Source organism: Fictibacillus enclensis (assembly GCF_030123385.1).
GTDB classification, from domain to species: domain Bacteria; phylum Bacillota; class Bacilli; order Bacillales; family Fictibacillaceae; genus Fictibacillus_C; species Fictibacillus_C enclensis.
Map to the genome: position 1 here is coordinate 3,934,326 of NZ_CP126109.1, position 17,051 is coordinate 3,951,376.

The 17,051-nt window shown below is 41.7% G+C and carries 17 protein-coding genes; 6 read left to right on the forward strand and 11 right to left on the reverse strand.

Annotated elements, in window-relative coordinates; genetic code table 11:
* Positions 1-140: 140 nt before the first annotated feature.
* Complete coding sequence (locus QNH15_RS20555) at positions 141-1,421, reverse strand: ArsB/NhaD family transporter (protein WP_283890156.1); 1,281 nt, start codon at positions 1,419-1,421, stop codon at positions 141-143.
* A gap of 279 nt (positions 1,422-1,700) precedes the next feature.
* On the opposite strand from QNH15_RS20555, the gene QNH15_RS20560 reads away from it, so the two are divergent.
* Both QNH15_RS20560 and QNH15_RS20565 read left to right on the forward strand, forming a co-directional pair.
* The gene (locus tag QNH15_RS20560; protein WP_283890158.1) at positions 1,701-2,438 is read left to right on the forward strand and encodes a TrkA C-terminal domain-containing protein; all 738 of its coding nucleotides are present in this window, start codon (positions 1,701-1,703) and stop codon (positions 2,436-2,438) included.
* 105 nt (positions 2,439-2,543) lie between these two features.
* The gene (locus QNH15_RS20565; protein ID WP_283890160.1) at positions 2,544-2,849 is read left to right on the forward strand and encodes a DUF3243 domain-containing protein; all 306 of its coding nucleotides are present in this window, start codon (positions 2,544-2,546) and stop codon (positions 2,847-2,849) included.
* Positions 2,850-3,029: 180 nt separating this feature from the next.
* Here QNH15_RS20565 and QNH15_RS20570 read toward each other — a convergent pair whose 3' ends face one another.
* On the reverse strand, positions 3,030-3,803 hold the full coding sequence (locus QNH15_RS20570; RefSeq protein WP_283890161.1) for a GDSL-type esterase/lipase family protein: 774 nt from the start codon (positions 3,801-3,803) through the stop codon (positions 3,030-3,032).
* A 108-nt stretch (positions 3,804-3,911) separates the two neighbouring features.
* Positions 3,912-4,643: a sporulation protein YunB gene (gene yunB / locus QNH15_RS20575; RefSeq protein WP_283890162.1), complete on the reverse strand. Its 732-nt coding sequence runs from the start codon at positions 4,641-4,643 to the stop codon at positions 3,912-3,914.
* A gap of 197 nt (positions 4,644-4,840) precedes the next feature.
* On the opposite strand from yunB, the gene QNH15_RS20580 reads away from it, so the two are divergent.
* On the forward strand, positions 4,841-5,044 hold the full coding sequence (locus tag QNH15_RS20580; protein WP_283890164.1) for a hypothetical protein: 204 nt from the start codon (positions 4,841-4,843) through the stop codon (positions 5,042-5,044).
* Between the two features lie 67 nt (positions 5,045-5,111).
* Here QNH15_RS20580 and QNH15_RS20585 read toward each other — a convergent pair whose 3' ends face one another.
* From QNH15_RS20585 to treP, 7 genes are all read right to left on the reverse strand, one after another.
* Positions 5,112-6,134 carry an STAS domain-containing protein gene (locus tag QNH15_RS20585; protein ID WP_283890166.1) on the reverse strand — a complete coding sequence of 341 codons (1,023 nt, stop codon included), beginning with the start codon at positions 6,132-6,134 and terminating at the stop codon, positions 5,112-5,114.
* Positions 6,135-6,299: 165 nt separating this feature from the next.
* The gene (locus tag QNH15_RS20590; protein ID WP_283890167.1) at positions 6,300-7,010 is read right to left on the reverse strand and encodes an FTR1 family iron permease; all 711 of its coding nucleotides are present in this window, start codon (positions 7,008-7,010) and stop codon (positions 6,300-6,302) included.
* Positions 7,011-7,157: 147 nt separating this feature from the next.
* Positions 7,158-8,333, reverse strand: a complete 1,176-nt coding sequence (locus tag QNH15_RS20595) for a NupC/NupG family nucleoside CNT transporter (RefSeq protein ID WP_283890168.1) — start codon at positions 8,331-8,333, stop codon at positions 7,158-7,160.
* Between the two features lie 138 nt (positions 8,334-8,471).
* Positions 8,472-9,305, reverse strand: a complete 834-nt coding sequence (locus QNH15_RS20600) for an STAS domain-containing protein (RefSeq protein ID WP_283890169.1) — start codon at positions 9,303-9,305, stop codon at positions 8,472-8,474.
* 130 nt (positions 9,306-9,435) lie between these two features.
* Positions 9,436-10,152, reverse strand: coding sequence for a trehalose operon repressor (gene treR, locus QNH15_RS20605; RefSeq protein ID WP_283890170.1), 717 nt, complete (start codon positions 10,150-10,152; stop codon positions 9,436-9,438).
* A gap of 25 nt (positions 10,153-10,177) precedes the next feature.
* Entirely contained in the window at positions 10,178-11,842 is a 1,665-nt protein-coding gene (gene treC, locus QNH15_RS20610; RefSeq protein ID WP_283890171.1) for an alpha,alpha-phosphotrehalase, read from the reverse strand.
* 72 nt (positions 11,843-11,914) lie between these two features.
* A complete protein-coding gene (gene treP, locus QNH15_RS20615) occupies positions 11,915-13,324 on the reverse strand; it encodes a PTS system trehalose-specific EIIBC component (protein ID WP_283890173.1) in 1,410 nt (469 codons plus the stop codon).
* A gap of 496 nt (positions 13,325-13,820) precedes the next feature.
* Between treP and QNH15_RS20620 the strand changes: the two genes are divergently transcribed.
* From QNH15_RS20620 to QNH15_RS20630, 3 genes are all read left to right on the forward strand, one after another.
* Positions 13,821-13,952 carry a hypothetical protein gene (locus tag QNH15_RS20620; RefSeq protein ID WP_276203856.1) on the forward strand — a complete coding sequence of 44 codons (132 nt, stop codon included), beginning with the start codon at positions 13,821-13,823 and terminating at the stop codon, positions 13,950-13,952.
* A 118-nt stretch (positions 13,953-14,070) separates the two neighbouring features.
* Entirely contained in the window at positions 14,071-14,520 is a 450-nt protein-coding gene (locus QNH15_RS20625) for a MarR family winged helix-turn-helix transcriptional regulator (RefSeq protein ID WP_061972076.1), read from the forward strand.
* A 6-nt stretch (positions 14,521-14,526) separates the two neighbouring features.
* Complete coding sequence (locus QNH15_RS20630) at positions 14,527-15,732, forward strand: MFS transporter (RefSeq protein WP_283890174.1); 1,206 nt, start codon at positions 14,527-14,529, stop codon at positions 15,730-15,732.
* A gap of 63 nt (positions 15,733-15,795) precedes the next feature.
* On the opposite strand, the gene QNH15_RS20635 is transcribed toward QNH15_RS20630, so the two are convergent.
* Positions 15,796-16,875 (reverse strand): AbrB family transcriptional regulator, encoded by a 1,080-nt coding sequence (locus tag QNH15_RS20635; protein ID WP_283890175.1) that lies wholly within the window; start codon positions 16,873-16,875, stop codon positions 15,796-15,798.
* Positions 16,876-17,051: the final 176 nt, after the last annotated feature.

Sequence of the window (17,051 nt, forward strand, 5' to 3'; positions counted from 1 at the left end):
TTAGAGTAGTTTCCGCTTTTATCCGTCAGTGTGTTAGTATATTTACCCTACTTCCTTTATGTATACTTATCAACTTTTATGCTTGTGCCTTTCATGATTAAAATGCAAAAAACCCCTTCTGGACAGAAGGGGTTTTTTTACTACATGAGGTAACGCAAATACACATAAACACTGGAAATAATAATGGATAAAATCATGAGTGGGAATCCAATAATCATATATTTAACAAAAGAAATGTGGTAGCCCTCTTTGCCCGCAAGACCAGCCACGACCAGGTTGGCACTCGCTCCAATCAGCGTGCCGTTTCCTCCCAGACATGCGCCAAGAGCCAAGCTCCACCATAACGGATCAAGATTGGTGATTCCCATGTTCCCCATTTCCTTGATCATGGGAATCATGGTGGCTACAAATGGGATGTTGTCCACAAAGGCTGAAGCAATTGCACTCATCCAAAGAATCAAAAAGGTTGTTGCCTTAAGATCACCGCCGGTCCACTCCATCGCCTGTTTGGCGACACTCGCAATAATGCCGGTTTCAACAAGGCCGGCGACAATGACAAACAATCCGATAAAAAAGAAAAGGGTTGTCCATTCCACTTTTTCCAATGCGTACTCGAGATGCTTTTCCCCTGCCATAAGCAACAGCAAAAAGGCACCGAAAAGAGCGATGGTTGCGGTTTCCACATGAATAAACTGATGAAGAAAAAAGCCTGCAATCGTCAGCCCCAGTGCAAAAAGGCATTTGCGAAGCAGTTTGTGATCGACAATTTCCCTCTTTTCATCCAGTTTCATTAAATTTGCTACAAGTTCTGGCTTCGTTGTTAAGCCTTTACGGTAAAAGAAAGCCATAATCACAATGGTAACCACCAGTATAATGGCGCAGACCAGGGAAAGGTTTTTAATAAAGGCTAAAAAGGTAAGTTCCTTGACCGCACTTCCAATCATAATATTGGGTGGATCGCCGATCATCGTGGCGGTTCCTCCGATGTTGGAAGCAAAGATTTCCGTCATTAAAAAAGGAATCGGGTTCAGGTTCAACCTTCTTGTCACACTGAAGGTAACAGGAACAACGAGCAAAACTGTTGTTACGTTATCCAAAAAGGCTGATCCCACTGCTGTAATCAGTCCAAGGATAATTAAGGTTTTGATCGGATCTCCTTTCACCTTTTTCGCCGCCCAGATCGCGATGAATTTAAAAAGGCCGGTTTCGGCGGTAATGGTCACCATGACCATCATTCCGACAAGAAGCCCTATCGTATTAAAATCAATATGGTGGATTGCCACTTCCTGGTCAATGACTCCGAAAGCAACCATAAGGGCACCGCCGAGGATGGAAACGATGGTACGGTGTACTTTTTCAGAAATGATTAAACCGTATGTAATTAAAAAGATACTTAGTGCAATAATTGCCTGCTGTCCCATAATATCTACTTCTCCTTTGCTTATTCTAAAGAAGACCTGTGCAAAAACAGGCACCGGCCATAGACCTTATTTAAAATAATACTCTACATTTTCCGTCAGGGGAAATAATTTTTGTGTGTTTTTGGACCAGCCTTTGTTAAACCGTGTTGAAGAAAAAACTTACAATCGTCCTTATTGTTACAGAAGAAAGTTCCTTTCTTAGTAAATGGATGTGTCGTTTGTTTTAAAACCCGCAAACAATGGAATAACTGAAAAGACACAACTATTGGAGGCTGTAAAATGGGTTATTTTTTTATTCTTCTCTATTTAATTATTGTTGGGCTCGTCATTGAAATTGCATCAACGCTGTTGGTGTTTACAGGATTAGAAAAAAAGATTTCCCGGTATCAGGTCATCTCCATGCTGACCGGTACAGGGTTTACCACAGATGAATCAAAGCTGATTATTGATCATCCGCTAAGAAGAAAGATCAGTGCCTTTCTTATTCTTTTTGGCGCCTTCTCCCTTGCAGTAATTATCTCTTCAATCAGCAGTATTTTGTCCAATGATTTTAAAACGACCGAACTCATGGTTATTTCTTCAAGTTTGCTCGTTTTGCTGTTTATCTTAAAAATCCCCCAGATCCGGCATTTCTTTTCAAAGACAGTAGAAGAGGAAACAAAAGACAGCTATCCACTTTCCGAACTGCCTATAAAAGATGTACTTTATTTTGATAAAGATGACTTTATTACTACCCTAGAGGTAAGGGATGACTTTTACTATGTGGGTAAAAAAGTTAATACCTTAATTAAGCGGGGGGAAGATGTTCACATCATCCTCTTGATCCGTGGAGATATGCCGGTTCGAGAAAACTTGTACGAGCAGGAAATTCAGGAAGGTGACCGGTTGATCGTTTATGGAAATGAACCCTTAATACGCAGTAAATTCTTCGAGGAAGAAGAGAAACCAAAAGATAAAGAGGAAAGCCGCCATGATCAGCGCCCACAGGAACCAAGAGATCCCAAAGCCAATCTGTAGACATTTTGTTTAACAATTGTAATATTTTTTTGTTAAAAATCAGGGTTGACTTTTTACCGGAGCGGGTACTACTCTACTATCTTACATTTTAGGAGGAATTCAAAAATGGCTGACACAAATGTAAATAATGTGGATCAAAAAGTAGCACAAATGGACTCCGAAAAGAAAGATCAGATTTTACAAGATTTTGAGCAATTTAAAGGGTATCTTTCCGACAAAGTAAGCAAAGGCCAAAAACTGGGATTAGGCGAAGAGCAATTGGCAAAAGCCGCAGAAAAAGTGGCGGATTATCTTGCTGCACATGAAGAGCCAAAGAACTCCGAGGAAAAGCTGCTTCAGGAGCTTTGGAAGGTGGGCGACAAGGATCAACAGCACGCTCTCGCTCATATGCTCATCCGTTTGGTAGGATAATAACGAATGATTAAACGCACCTGAAATTAGTTCTGGTGCGTTTTTTATTGCAGTCTCCTCCATTAAAAATCCGAAAAAACCTTTTATGTTTTAGAAAAATCACACCGGGTACACATAATTATGGGTAATACTCAATAGAGAGAAAAAAGCAGCTTCGATTTTGAAGCTGCTTTTTTTGATTCAGTTTAATTTAAGGCGGTTATAAACCTGGTTCCCAATGAGAGTATATCCCTTTTTATTTGGATGCAGCTCATCAGAAAAATAGACTTGTTTGTTTTTACCCGTGAATACATCCTCAACCGAAACAAATGTGGTGTTTTTTTGGCGGGAAATTACTTTCACTGCCATCCGGTTCCACTCGTGAATCAGCTTGCTCTCCTGCAACTTGTCTTTTCGATTGGGAAAAGGATTATAAATACCAACCATATAAATGTGGGCTTTCGGGTTTTCTTCTCGTATTTTTTTGAAAGAAACCATTAGATTATGCTGATAGATCAGCAGTGCTTTTTGAATGATTTGGTCTGCTTCTTTTGGTTTCGACTTTGACAAAAGCAAGCTATTCAGATAGTCATTCATCCCAATGTTCAGGAAAATCATATCAGCCTGGCTTATGGACGATTTAAGCTGTTCAGATTGCATCCTTTTCAGCAGCTGTGTACTCGTATCATCTGGAACACCATAATCTTTAACTGTAATTTCTTTTTTCAGATGTCCTTCCAAACGCTTTTCCACCTTCCCCACATACCCACTGTTGCCAGAATTCCCGACTCCATATGATAAGGAATCGCCAAGAGCGGCCATTGTAAAATCCCGCCCTTCATTTTTCATCTCCGAGTCTTTGTAGTGGGAAAAAGAAGCGAAAACAGAAAGAATATTAAGTTGTGTGATCGAAAATATGAGACCTCCTGCAAGTAAAAGGAAACAGGCTGCGATCAGTATGACTTGCTTTTTCATGATGAACTCCTCCGTCTGGTAGCTGATTAATTTCCCTGTTGTATAAAAGAGAATATTTCCCGGATTCGTTCAAAAATAAACAAGAACTGCAGCATGTTTCCTGCCCTATTATTCTTTTTTAGGAACAATCGCTGGAGGAGGAAGGCTATTATTTTCGCCGCCATAATAATCAGGAACACTGCCCGGAATAAAAATCTCTCCGAGTTTAATTTTGGTCTCTATAGGCTCTTTATGCGAGGCAAATGGGATGACGACCTGTATATTCATTTTAATATGAACAAATATCTCCAAATATACGTTATTGATCCCAGCTTCAGTTACTTTGGTTTTCACTTCCGGTTCTACTTCGCCCAATAAAGACATGGAAACGGGGACTTTCGGGCCAATATCGGAAAAGAATGCGTTTCCTGTTAAGGCACCTAACGGGATATAATAATCCACCGATTGAAAGTTTTCCTGGCCCGGCATGTGCTTCGTTTTTTTATTCCCAAGCTTTTTTTGGATATCCTTCGTTATGTTCGTAATGAAGGAGTTATAAGTGTCAGGGTTAAAGCTGTACGTCGGGGTGTCACCCTGACTTCCCTGACGAACGACCACAAGACTGTTAAGATCAACTCGTTCCATGCTCTCTGCGAGCGAATCATTCACCGTTTCTGTAGCAATTCCCTTCATTTCACTTTCAGCAATATTCATTAATAGAGGATCAACAGCTTTATTTGCAAACCACAAACTGAACAGGACGATCACTGCGAAGATCAAGAAGGAATATTTTACTACCGTCTTAAAAGGCAGTGGCCCATGGAAAGGTCGCCGTCTCACTCTAAACCGTTTTTTGAACATACTACCCCTCCCTCCACTAATACTTATGCTTGTTTTCGAAGCTTTACCTTTGAAAACGAAAAATCTTCTTTGGAGGTTTAAATTATAAGGAAGGGGTGGAATGATCTGAATTTTTCACAAATTTTGATCTCGCTGTAATACCCTTGCAACATTAATTTGTTAGGATATTATCAAGCCAAAATATTGGGGGGGTTTTCATGTCACGCTATCTCGTGGACCATCATATGCTGGTCATTCACCAAACGGCTTATATTTGTCAGTCCTGCCAGCATCATTTGATCGTAACCGACCATCGAGATTTTACAAACAGCGAAGAAAAAGTGAAGGCTCTTGTGAACGATCAGGAATACACCTATTGTCCTAATTGTACTCAAAAGTTGATCCCGCCACCGTTTCATTAATGATGTAATCAATAAATAAAAAAATGCTTTCTCATATAAAAAAATCGCAGCCGTAGCTGCGATTTTTTTATATGATCCGTTTTCCTTTTTCCCCTAGTGCATAATGAATGCCGTGTTTTAAGTTGGCAAAATATTTGATTTCAGCGGTTTGATAGTTTGAATGTGTCATTTTCATGCTGAGTCCCGGTGAGATTCCCACCATGATCGTTTTTATTCCGAGCAGGCTGGTTGCAGCGATCAGCTGATGAAAAAGAGAAACGGTAAGTTCGCTGATCTCTTCATCCAACCCTGTTACATCCAAAATCAAAAAGTCAGGATCGTAATTCGGTAGTTCGTGAATCGTTTTTTCCAGCAGTTCTGTTGAACGCTCTTCATTGTACTTACCCAGCAATGGTATGACTACAATATGATCCAACACAGGGATGATGGGTGAAGAAATTTCTTTTATGAGATCGGAAAGCTCCCTGGTACGCTCTTGCACTACTGTCTCAAGCTTATGAATTTCCACCTGTTCCTTGCGGCGGGCTAACTCGTGGATATTCTCATTAACCGTAATGGAGGAAGGGAAATATTCAAACTCACAGTAATCTTTACCTTCCAACTGGCTGGACGTCACACGATACCAAATGTTTTCACCGAATAAACCGCTAAGTACTCCTGCCCAGTGTCCGGGAATAAATGTTCCGTGTTCTTTCTTGCCCTGCAGTTTATTTATGCGGTATTCCCAGCTGTTGGTCATCCGCAATACGGCCTTCTTTTCATTTTGGCAGAAATGGACAATATCGAGCGTTCCCCATCCTGCCGAAGAATAGATACCCGGAAGCATTTGAATGACTTGCTCGGGACTTGCTTCTTCATTATAAAAAAACTCTCCAACGATTAATCCCATACGGTAACCCGTCGTTTCAAGAACAACACTGGCCGACTCATCACCGGAAACTTCTTCTATCGTATCGAGAAATGTTTTAAAAGCAGAGTTGATCCAAAAGAGGATAGCATCCTCTCCTTCAAACAAAAAACTCCCTTTACCAGGCTCCCAACCAAAATGGGCTCTGCCTACATTAATCTGCTTACTTTCCAAGTTATTCATTGTAGCCATCCTTTCGGAACCTCCAGCAACCATCCTTTATGGCCTGTAAAATAGCAAATGTTGCAACTTGCCACAATTTATTTTACTAAAGTTAAATAAAAAAATCATCCAATTACGTCTTCTTTCCAAAAAAAAGCACTATGTCCAATAACATAGCGCTTTTCGTTACACCGCTTTTCCGACTTGTTTCCTTTGGGAAATCCGCTGGATTTCTTGTTTTAAAAAAATAGAGAGAGAAGGTATTATAAAAACAATCAGACCTGTAATTTCGACAATTTCTCCGCCGATCAGTTTTTCAAGTCCTTCAGCAAACATCTCTCCACCCAATACGATTAATATGATGCCTAACGCTTTAAACACAAACTGGAGATTGAGCTTAAGTGTTGTTTTAAACAACAGATAAGCGACAAGTACAGCACCTGCTATTCCAAAAATACTCCCACCTGCCAGTGCTGAGGCATGCTGGCTAATCTGTGTCATGTTAAAAACAGCCAGTTCCATTCCCTCCCGAAAGACAGATAAGAATGAAAGAATTAAAATACCGGCAGCCGTAGATCGATTGGCGACTTTAGACTGTATCGACTGGGAAATGTTACTGCTTTTATGAAGCCACAGGATAAAGAAGGCGATCAATCCAGAAGCAACCAGCATTATAACACCTTCAAAGACTTCCTCTGCCATTCCTTCCAATTCTTTTGCTTCATTAAAAGTAATGTATCCGCCGACCAGACTGAAAAGAAAACCAGCTAACGCTCCTATGTATACCATTTTCTTCAGATGAGATTTTTCCATCTTTACAATCTGTGTCAGGATGATGCCAATAACCAATGCTGCTTCAAGCCCTTCTCGAAAAGAAAGCCAAAAGTTTGCCAACATTTTTATTCCTCCTTTTATTTATGATAACGATAATCATTATCAATGATAATTATTTTCAGTTACTACTATAAAAGCCAATAAAGCTTTTGTCAACAAAGTTTCACAAAAAAAGATGAACTCTGCAGTTCACCTCTTTTCCATCATTTCTTACAGCATGACGCCGACCACAGCTGCCGATAAAAGGCTGACTAAGGTTGCACCATACAGTAATTTGAGCCCGAACTTTGCTACTTCATTCCCTTTTTGCTCATGCAGGCCTTTCACAGCACCGGTAATGATCCCAATGGAAGAAAAGTTCGCAAATGAAACCAGAAATACCGACACAATGCCCAACGTTCGTTCTGAAAGCCCTTTTATTTTGGACAAATCCAGCATGGCCACAAACTCATTGGAAACAAGCTTGGTAGCCATAATTGTGCCAGCCGTAACAATTTCTGAAGAAGGTACACCCACGATAAAGGCAAACGGCGCAAATACGTAACCGAGCAACTTTTGAAATGTAATGCCAAACGCCAGATTGAATACATCGTTAATGGCGCTGATGAGGGCAACAAACCCGATCAGCATCGCCCCGACAATAATAGCCACTTTAAATCCATCCATAATGTACTCACCCAGCATTTCAAAAAACGTCTGTTTTTCTTCCTGGATTTCAATGATATCTTCGTCCGCTTTTACTTCATATGGATTGATGATGTTTACGATAATAAAGCCGCCAAGCAGATTGAGCATGAGTGCAGTTACTACATATTTGGGGTCGATCAGCGTCATATACGCGCCAAGAATGGATGCGGAAACTGTTGACATTGCTGATGTACAAAGTGTATATAGCCGGTGTTGCGGCATATGTCCTAGCAGCTTTTTCACAGAAATAAAGACTTCTGATTGTCCGAAAACGGCAGATGCTACAGCATTATAGGACTCAAGCCGCCCCAACCCGTTTATCTTGCTCAGAAGCCATCCAATCCACTTGATAATAACGGGGAGGATTCGTAAATGCTGGGCAATCCCGATCAATACCGATATAAACACAATCGGAAGCAACACATTAAAAAAGAACGGCATGGCTCCTTTATTGGCAATGCCACCAAAGACAAAATTTACACCATCGGCTGCATAACGGAGAAGTTTTTCGAACAAATTTGCGATGCCCCGTATAAGAACCAGACCTATCCCTGTATTTAATAAAAGATATGTCAGCACAATTTGCAGGACCAGCATGATAAGAATAGGCTTATACTTAATCTGGCGGCGATTATTGCTTACGAGATATGCGAGTATGAATACCACTGCCAGACCTAAAAGAAAGATAGCATACTTCAAAATGTAACCTCCTTCAACGTCCATATTGAGCACATAAACTTATACTACCCCTAATCCGCCCTGCTTTATCCTTGTATAAGGTTTTCGCTCAAAACAAAAACCACCTTATACAAAAAGGTGGTTTTGTGAGAAGAATCCTTATGAAAGTTCATGTTCGTTTACAATGACAGGAAGCGCCTGGCTCAAATGAGCGTAGGTTGAAATGTTGGAAAAATCGATTCCGAGCTGTACTGCCGTCTGGGCAATCTCCGGACGAATCCCGGTGACCGTCGTTTGAATGCCAAGCAGCGCCAGCGCCCGTACGACCTGAAACAGCTCGTTGGCAACCATTGTATCCATGATAGGCACACCGGAAAGGTCGATAATTAAATGCTCCAGCTTTAACTCTGTGGATTTATCCAGGCTGCTCTCTTTGATCATTTGAGCACGATAGGTGTCGATTTCACCGACTAGCGGCAAAACACCGATCTTCGAGTACACGGGAATGATCGGGGCACTCAATTCCATGATCATCTGCTGCTGTGATTGAAGCCGGGCATCACTGACCTGTTGAAAATAAATGGTGAAAAGCTCAATCACATGATCAAAGCAGCTGTTTACTTTTCTGCTCCATTCTCCAAGCACTTCCAAAGAAATGGAATCCTCGTTTTCCCGGACGAACTTCATAATCCATTCCCAGAAGACCACTCTGTAGTTTTTAAAGTTCTCGAGCGTTTCATGGAGAGGAATGTTCCGATTCGCCCGTTTTACAGCCACTTGTTCCGACCATGCAGAAAAGTTAACATTGTCACTTACAAAAATCCCGGAAATAATCTGGTTAAACGTCCGATTTTGCTCCAGTCTCTCGCTGCTTGTATCTTCTGCTGAAGCATTATACGCTGTAAACTTTTGCTCCTGCAGCTTTACCCATTCATTGCTTAATGTATCGTTGTTCTGCAGGATAAATTCCTGTAAATCATGTTCGATTGCCAATGTGTACCCTCCTCTGTTTCCGAGTATCCATATCTATTCTAACATTTTTTCAGGTTTACTGGGACCTTCCTCCGGTATTATGAGACACCAACAAAAAATCCAGACAATGGATGTACACTGTCTGGAAGAATTAATGATTTCTTCTGGCAAAGTCAACAAAACGAAATTTATCGGGGCGGTGCCTGGATTCTGTATATTGCAGCAGGCTGGCATCATCCAGGTATACATGGTTTTTCACCACGACAACATTATGAAAACCATCGAGAGACAATAGCGCAAGGTCTTCTTCCGTCGGCTGTTCCACCACAATTTCTTTTTTCGCAAAGCTGATGTTTAACCCCAACTCATTCTCGATATATTCATAAACCGAGTTTTCGCAAATTTCATAGGTTAGCTCTGTTACATATTGCTGGTTAAAGAAATCCTTGTCGAGGATAATTTTCTCCCCGTTCATTTCCCTTACTCTTGTTACTTTCCAGACTCTGTCTTCTTTCTCTACTTTTAACTGCTGCTGCAGAAAGCGGTCCGGTGTCACCACATCCAGCTCATGGACTTCTGTTTTCCAGGACTTTCCGGATTTTAATGCGAGTTCTTTAAAGCTGACAAGACCGGATACCGGGAAATCAAATTTTGCTAAATCGAGTACAATGGAACCTTTCCCCCGGATTTTTTGAATAAAACCTCGTTGCGCCAAAAGAGTTAATGCCTTTCGAATGGTTTCACGGGAGGTCTCATATCGTTCGGCAAGCTCGTTTTCCGAAGGCAGCTGAACTCCGGGAGCCCATTCTCCTCTTTCAATCTGTTGTGAAATTTCCTGATAGATCATCAGGTATTTATTTGTTTTCATGTTTACCACCAAGAATATTCTATCACTACTTTTTTATATGATAAACAATGGATTCGTAGGGTCTCAGTACCGTTTTCGCAAGGGTTGGTGAATCCTCATAGTTAGATAACAGAACGGTTGCTTTATGGGGGGCAAACTCAATTCCCTCCGGAAAAACCCATTCCGCGTCTGTTCCATAAAAGTTATTCACCACCATCAGGCTTTCATTTTCTGTATTCCTTGTATACGCGAAAATGGCGGGGTGTTCTTCATCGATCCATTGATAGTCTCCATCGGTGAAAATATTCATCGTTTTTCTCATGGAAATTAATTTTTGATAATGGCTGAATACTGAATTTTTATCCTGTACGGCTTTTTCAGCATTGATGTCCTTATAATTTTGCGCTACATCGATCCACGGGGTGCCTGTTGTAAATCCGGCATTTTCCGTGGAATCCCATTGAACCGGAGTCCGTGAATTGTCTCTGGATTTTTGGTTCAAAATGGCCAGAACTTCTTCCTCATTCATCCCTGCATGGGTTAATTCTTTATAGATGTTTAAACTTTCAACATCCCGGTATTTATTAATACGCTCAAAACCGGGATTCGTCATTCCGAGCTCTTCCCCTTGATAAATGTATGGGGTTCCCTGCATGCAATGAATGACGGTAGCCAGCATTTTCGCTGATTGTTCCCTGTACTCTCCATCGTTTCCATAGCGGGAAACAATTCTCGGCTGATCATGGTTGCACCAGAACAAGGCGTTCCAGCCTCCCCCTTGATGCATCCTGATTTGCCACTCGGATAAAATGCGTTTCAGTGCTACAAAATCAAAATCGGCGACTGTCCATTTTTCGCCGTCAGGATAATCCACTTTCAGATGGTGAAAATTAAAGGTCATACTAAGCTCTTTGCTTTCAGGGTTGGAATACTGAATGCAGTGATCGATGGAAGTGGAAGACATCTCTCCCACTGTCAAACTCTCATGCTTCGAAAAGACTTCTCTGTTCATTTCCTTCAAAAACTCGTGAACCCTGGGTCCGTCTGTATAAAATCTCCGGCCGTCTCCCGGCTTTACTGTACCGTCATCATCAGGGAAGTCCTGATCTTTGGAGATCAGATTAATCACATCCAGCCTGAAACCATCCACACCTTTATCAAACCAGAAGTTCATCATCTCATAAACTTTTTCACGAACCTTTTCATTTTCCCAGTTCAAATCCGCTTGTGTTACGTCAAATAGATGAAGATAATGCTGATTGGTCACTTCATTATATTTCCATGCCGAACCGCCAAATTTGGATGTCCAGTTGTTCGGCTTGTCCTTCCAAATGTAAAAATCCCTGAATTCGTTGTCTTTGGATGAGCGTGCTTGCTTGAACCAGGCATGCTCGGTTGATGTATGGTTGACCACGATGTCCATGATGATTTTAATGTCCCGTTGATGCGCTTCCGACAGCAGTCTCTCGAAATCCTCCATTGAACCATATTCTTCATGAATTTTGTAATAATCACTGATGTCATAGCCGTTATCTTTTTGTGGTGATTCATAGATCGGGGTGAGCCAAATCACATCGATCCCAAGAACCTTTAAGTAATCGAGCTTTTCAATAATTCCGTTCAAATCGCCTGTTCCGCTGCCGGTCGTATCCTTAAAGCTTTTTGGATAAATCTGATATACCACCGACTTTTTCCACCATGGTTGTTCCACATTGCCACCGCCTTACATGATTTAAAACTATGCCAAGCCGGCTCAGATTATCGGAGCCAGCTCACATGTCATCTATTTTACTTTTTTTATCCTTCCGAACACGTATGTTAATACGAACGGAACCACAATGGCAATTGCCATGCCGATAAAGAATGGTCCCCATTTGTCAGGAAAGATGGATAGAAATCCGGGTATACCACCTACCCCAATGGAAGAGGCTTGTACTTTATTTACTGTAATCAGGATGCCCGCAATGGCTGAACCAATAATGGCACAGATAAACGGGAACCTGAAGCGCAAATTCACCCCAAAAAGCGCGGGTTCGGTTATTCCAAGGTAAGCTGAAATAGCTGAAGTAAAGGATAAGCCCTTCACTTTTTCATCCTTAGAAAGGAACATCATCGCCAGTGCTGCAGATCCTTGCGCAATATTTGAAAGAGCCAGCATCGGCCATAAAAACGTTCCCCCCTTGCTGCCAATAAGCTGAAGGTCAACAGCCAGAAAGGTATGATGCATACCTGTTACAACAAGCAAGGCGTAGATTCCGCCATAGATCAAGCCGCCTAAAGCTGCATATTGATCGAAAATACCAACAAGTCCATCTGTGAGCCAGTTCGCAATTCCAAATGTAATTGGACCGATCACGATAAAAGAAAGGAATCCTGTAACGAGTAAAGCGACCGGTGCAACCACGAGCAATTGAAAAGCATCAGGAATCTTTTTTCTTAAAAACACTTCAATTTTAGCGAGTACATAGGATGCCAGCAAAACAGGCAGAACTTGTCCCTGGTATCCGATCTTTTGAATTTCAAGGCCGAACAAATTCCAGTGCGGCACTTTTCCTGCTTCAAGCGCTTTACCATAATCCCATGCATTCAGCAGGCTTGGATGGACGAGCATCAACCCGAGCACGATTCCAAGCAAAGGATTCCCGCCAAACTTTTTGACAGCGGACCAGCCGATCAATGCAGGCAAGAACGCAAACGCAGTATTAGCGATGACATTGATCATATCAGCGAAATCTTTCCAAGCTGTATTCACATCAACAAATGATTTTCCATCATAAAAAATGCCGGGACCTGTAAGAATATTATTTACTCCCATCAAAAGACCAGCCGTAACAATGGCAGGCAGAATTGGGATAAAAATATCCGCCAACGTTTTAACAGCTCTTTGAAGAGGATTCAATTTCCTTTCAGCTGCATTTTTAATGTCCTCCTTCGTTGCTGTACCGATGCCTGTAACCGCAACCAATTCTTGGTATACTTTATCAACCGTTCCCTGGCCAATCACCACCTGAAATTGGCCATTAGTGGAGAATGACCCTTTGACCGCATCAATGTTCTCCAGCATTTCTTTATTAACCTTTGACTCATCATTCAGCGCAAAGCGAAGCCGGGTTACACAATGTGTCGCTGCTGCGATATTTTCCCTGCCGCCTACAGCTTCTGTAATCTGTTCCGCTGTTTGTCTGATATCCATATTGATTTCCCCCTTGTTACCGTTTACATCATCTTTTTCAAAAAAAGCTCTGTACAAACGTTAAATTGCCAAAGCTTATATTTATTAAATTGTGTTTCCAACGGTTTTTAACGATTAAATCGCTTTCAAACAAAAGCGAAACTTGTATATACATGTATTACATTTTTCATTGTAACTTGTATATACAGGTTGGTCAACACTTTTATTTGGATTTCGTTTTAGAACGGAAAAAGATAGTTGTGTGATTTTTTTTAAAAGTCAACTAAAACGACTTGCCCCCGTTATACTAAGAGTATGATAAGCAATGATCGGCAGCATGGTAAGACCAGATGAAATAAGTAACCGTTGACCATAATTCTAATAAAAAGGAATGAGATGGAATGACAAAAAAATTAAAGGAGCTTATTGAAAAACTTCAAAAGCAAGGAGTAAATATTGACTTCTGTTCTCGAACGTCGCTGCTTGCTGTTCAAAACGATTTTGGAAGTGCAAAAAAATGAAGGTATGGATTGGGGAATCATTCGAAAAAAACATTGACGGTGAAAAAATGATGATTATCGATATATACCCTGATACCGAAAAACCAGCAGATAAAATTTATCAAAAACTCATATATAAATGGGTATAGCCCTTTCGCCTCCGCAGGATTGCCTGCGGAGGTTTTTTACTGTCTTGCATTTTTTAATTTACATGTTATACTTATAGTTGTTATGACAATTATTTTGTTAAGAAAGGAAAATTCAAAGATGGATTCTCCAAATCAGCATGTTTCAATTGGCTTTTTAATGAACCAAACAAGCCGAAAAATCATTCACCTGCTTATGCACCGATTTCGGGAATATGACGTAACGCCGGAGCAATGGTCTGTCCTTTATCAGCTGCATAAAGGGCGGGGCATCAATCAAAAAGAGCTCGCGCGACGGACGGCCAAGGATCAGCCGACCACAGCCCGTATTCTGGATTTGCTTATAAAAAAAGACTTGATTCAAAAGCAAATGAGCGAGAATGACCGCCGTGCTTTTATTGTTTCCCTGTCCGACAAAGGAAGAGAGATCACGGAACAGATCGCCCCTATTGAAGAAAGCACCATGAATGAAGTGGTCGCCGGATTGGAGCCAAAGCAGATTGAACAAATAAAACAATGGCTGCACCAAATGAATGAAAATATTGATGCAGCAATGAATAGTAAGGAGTAATGTTTATTGAATACCCATCAAGAAAAACTGTGGAGCAAGGAATTTATTCTGATCACCCTGTGTAACCTGCTTTTATTTCTTAACCTGCAAATGCTTCTTCCCTCGTTCCCTGTTTATACCAAGGGTGCGTTTAATGCCAGTGATTTTACCGTTAGTCTGGTAACGAGTCTTTTTGCTTTATCGGCCATCGCTACACGTTTTTTTGCCGCCGGTCTCCTGCGAAAAGGAAAAGTATCCATCATTCTGTACACAGGCGCCGCGATTGCTGTATTGGCAACAGCCGGTTACTACTGGTGCGGTTCGATTGCCCTTCTCCTCGTCATGCGGGTACTATTTGGCATTGGTTTCGGATTGGCAAGTACAACACTGCCAACCATGGCCGCACATGTCATCCCGCCGCAACGGATGGGTGAAGGTATCGGATATTTCGGTCTCTCCACCAGCCTGGCCATGTCCATCGGGCCCATCATTGGCCTTTCGTTACTTGGAAGCTTCGGTTTCGGAACATTGACTACCGCAGGTACCCTCGTACTTATTCTTATTTTTCCCCTTGCATTTGCCAATCGGTCAGTGGACTTATCACAAGCCGGATCCGCAGCATCTACTTCCTCATCAAAAAAGAATACCGGTGCTGCATTAAAAAAGATTGCTTTACCGGGATTGTTGAATTTGCTGCTTTCCGTTACCTATGGGGGATTATTGAGCTTTCTTGCCCTCTATGGAAAAGAAGCTCACCTCTCCCACATCGGCAGCTTCTTTTTATTTAATGCGTTGGCAATTTTTCTTGTCCGGCCTTTTTCCGGTAGGATTTTTGACAGCAAAGGCCACTTTGGCATCATGATTGCAGGAGCTGTTTTTACAATGGGCGGTCTGGTTACCCTTTCCCTGGCGACGTCCACTTTATATATTATTTTGGCTGCCCTCCTTTATGGACTGGGCTACGGAATGATTCAGCCGTCCATTCAGGCTTGGATGATCAAGGAAGTTCCTGTCGAGCAGCGTGGTCTTGCAAACAGCATGTTCTTTAATTCACTGGATTTTGGTGTTGCCGCCGGCTCCATGCTGCTTGGTGTAATTGCCATGCATGCCGATTATTCAGGAATGTACCGCATTTCTGCTCTATTTATGGGATTGTTCCTTGTTCTTTATCTGGTTGTTTCCATTTGGCAGAGAAAGAAACGCTCCTCCCAATCAGAACAAAGAACGGCGTAATCTGAATTGACCGAAATCAAAAAAGCTTGAAGAATCATCGATTGATGGCTCTTCAAGCTTTTTTCAGGCTGTCCCCTCCAGTTTTTTCCACTTTTTCACACCCCATTGTGCGAATGGCAAAACAGCGAACATGATAAAAAAGATACGAAACAGCTGATAACTGGTCACCATGGAAAGATCCGCATGGACGGTTGATGCCGTTACACCCATTTCAGCAATTCCACCCGGCGCTGCGCTTAAAAATGCAGTCGTAAAATTCATCGGTGTCCATTTTGTAAGAAGAAATGCAATCAGCAGTGAAAATAAAACAAGAAGCAGGCTGTTGCCAATCGTGTAAAACCCAAGTTTTCTTATCTTGCCCTCCATTTGAGGATTAAACTGACGTCCAATATGTATCCCTAAAAAAACCTGGGCAATAATTAAGAGATAAGACGGAATATGCGGTGCATCAAGACCGGTTAACATTGTGAGCGCGACTGCAATCAACGGGCCGGTTAAAAAACCGGCAGGAAGTTTAACTTTTCTTCCCGCCCATGCACCTATAAGCGCTATCGCTACGAATAAGGCATAGAGGGTCCAGCTTCCTGTATCAGCACTATTGACATGTGGAGACACAGAAGGACGGGCGTCACCTCCTATGCCATGAATCGTTAAAAAGGGTACAAAAAATATGACAGAAACCGATCGGATCGTCTGCATGAGCACAACGGTGGTCGTATCAACCTCCTTTGTTTCCTCACTCATCACAACGACTTGAGACATTCCACCAGGTACACTTCCAAATATGCTGCTGGCCAGATCGATTTTGATATGTTTCACCGTGAAATAAGCCAGTACCAGGCAAAACAGCACCGTGATGACTGTGGATGCCGCCATAAATGGAAATTGCAAACCCATCTCTTTGATGGTGCCTGACGTAAATGATGTACCCAGCATCGCTCCCAAAAATATGATGGCGGTATGCCTGAAGCCAACCGGCCACTTCAATCGAAATTTCAGGAATTTTCTCACCAGCACAACGGCGGTGAGTGATCCCAACAGCCAGGGAAGCGGGCTATGTATCAACAAAAACAAAAGAGCACCGGCACTCCCAATCATAGCAGTACGGAAAATATCAGCTATATCATTGCCGTTTTGTTTCATCGGTATAACATCCTTCTTTCATTAACCGTGACATTAGTTTAATATTGTTTATATTTTACCAGATTATTCTTTACTTCGTCCTGCAAATCCAGCGTTAAAATAGCGCTTCCACTCCTATCATAGCAGGAGTTTTTAGTATAAAAAGATTTTATGCATAATGATTGTTATGTTCATAA

Excerpts from the sequence above, each read along its gene's own strand:
- QNH15_RS20555 (WP_283890156.1), bottom strand. The coding sequence starts at position 1,421 with ATGGGACAGCAGGCAATTATTGCACTAAGTATCTTTTTAATTACATAC.
- QNH15_RS20560 (WP_283890158.1), top strand. The coding sequence starts at position 1,701 with ATGGGTTATTTTTTTATTCTTCTCTATTTAATTATTGTTGGGCTCGTC.
- QNH15_RS20565 (WP_283890160.1), top strand. The coding sequence starts at position 2,544 with ATGGCTGACACAAATGTAAATAATGTGGATCAAAAAGTAGCACAAATG.
- QNH15_RS20570 (WP_283890161.1), bottom strand. The coding sequence starts at position 3,803 with ATGAAAAAGCAAGTCATACTGATCGCAGCCTGTTTCCTTTTACTTGCA.
- yunB (WP_283890162.1), bottom strand. The coding sequence starts at position 4,643 with ATGTTCAAAAAACGGTTTAGAGTGAGACGGCGACCTTTCCATGGGCCA.
- QNH15_RS20580 (WP_283890164.1), top strand. The coding sequence starts at position 4,841 with ATGTCACGCTATCTCGTGGACCATCATATGCTGGTCATTCACCAAACG.
- QNH15_RS20585 (WP_283890166.1), bottom strand. The coding sequence starts at position 6,134 with ATGAATAACTTGGAAAGTAAGCAGATTAATGTAGGCAGAGCCCATTTT.
- QNH15_RS20590 (WP_283890167.1), bottom strand. The coding sequence starts at position 7,010 with ATGTTGGCAAACTTTTGGCTTTCTTTTCGAGAAGGGCTTGAAGCAGCA.
- treR (WP_283890170.1), bottom strand. The coding sequence starts at position 10,152 with ATGAAAACAAATAAATACCTGATGATCTATCAGGAAATTTCACAACAG.
- treP (WP_283890173.1), bottom strand. The coding sequence starts at position 13,324 with ATGGATATCAGACAAACAGCGGAACAGATTACAGAAGCTGTAGGCGGC.
- QNH15_RS20620 (WP_276203856.1), top strand. The coding sequence starts at position 13,821 with ATGAAGGTATGGATTGGGGAATCATTCGAAAAAAACATTGACGGTGAA.
- QNH15_RS20625 (WP_061972076.1), top strand. The coding sequence starts at position 14,071 with ATGGATTCTCCAAATCAGCATGTTTCAATTGGCTTTTTAATGAACCAA.
- QNH15_RS20635 (WP_283890175.1), bottom strand. The coding sequence starts at position 16,875 with ATGAAACAAAACGGCAATGATATAGCTGATATTTTCCGTACTGCTATG.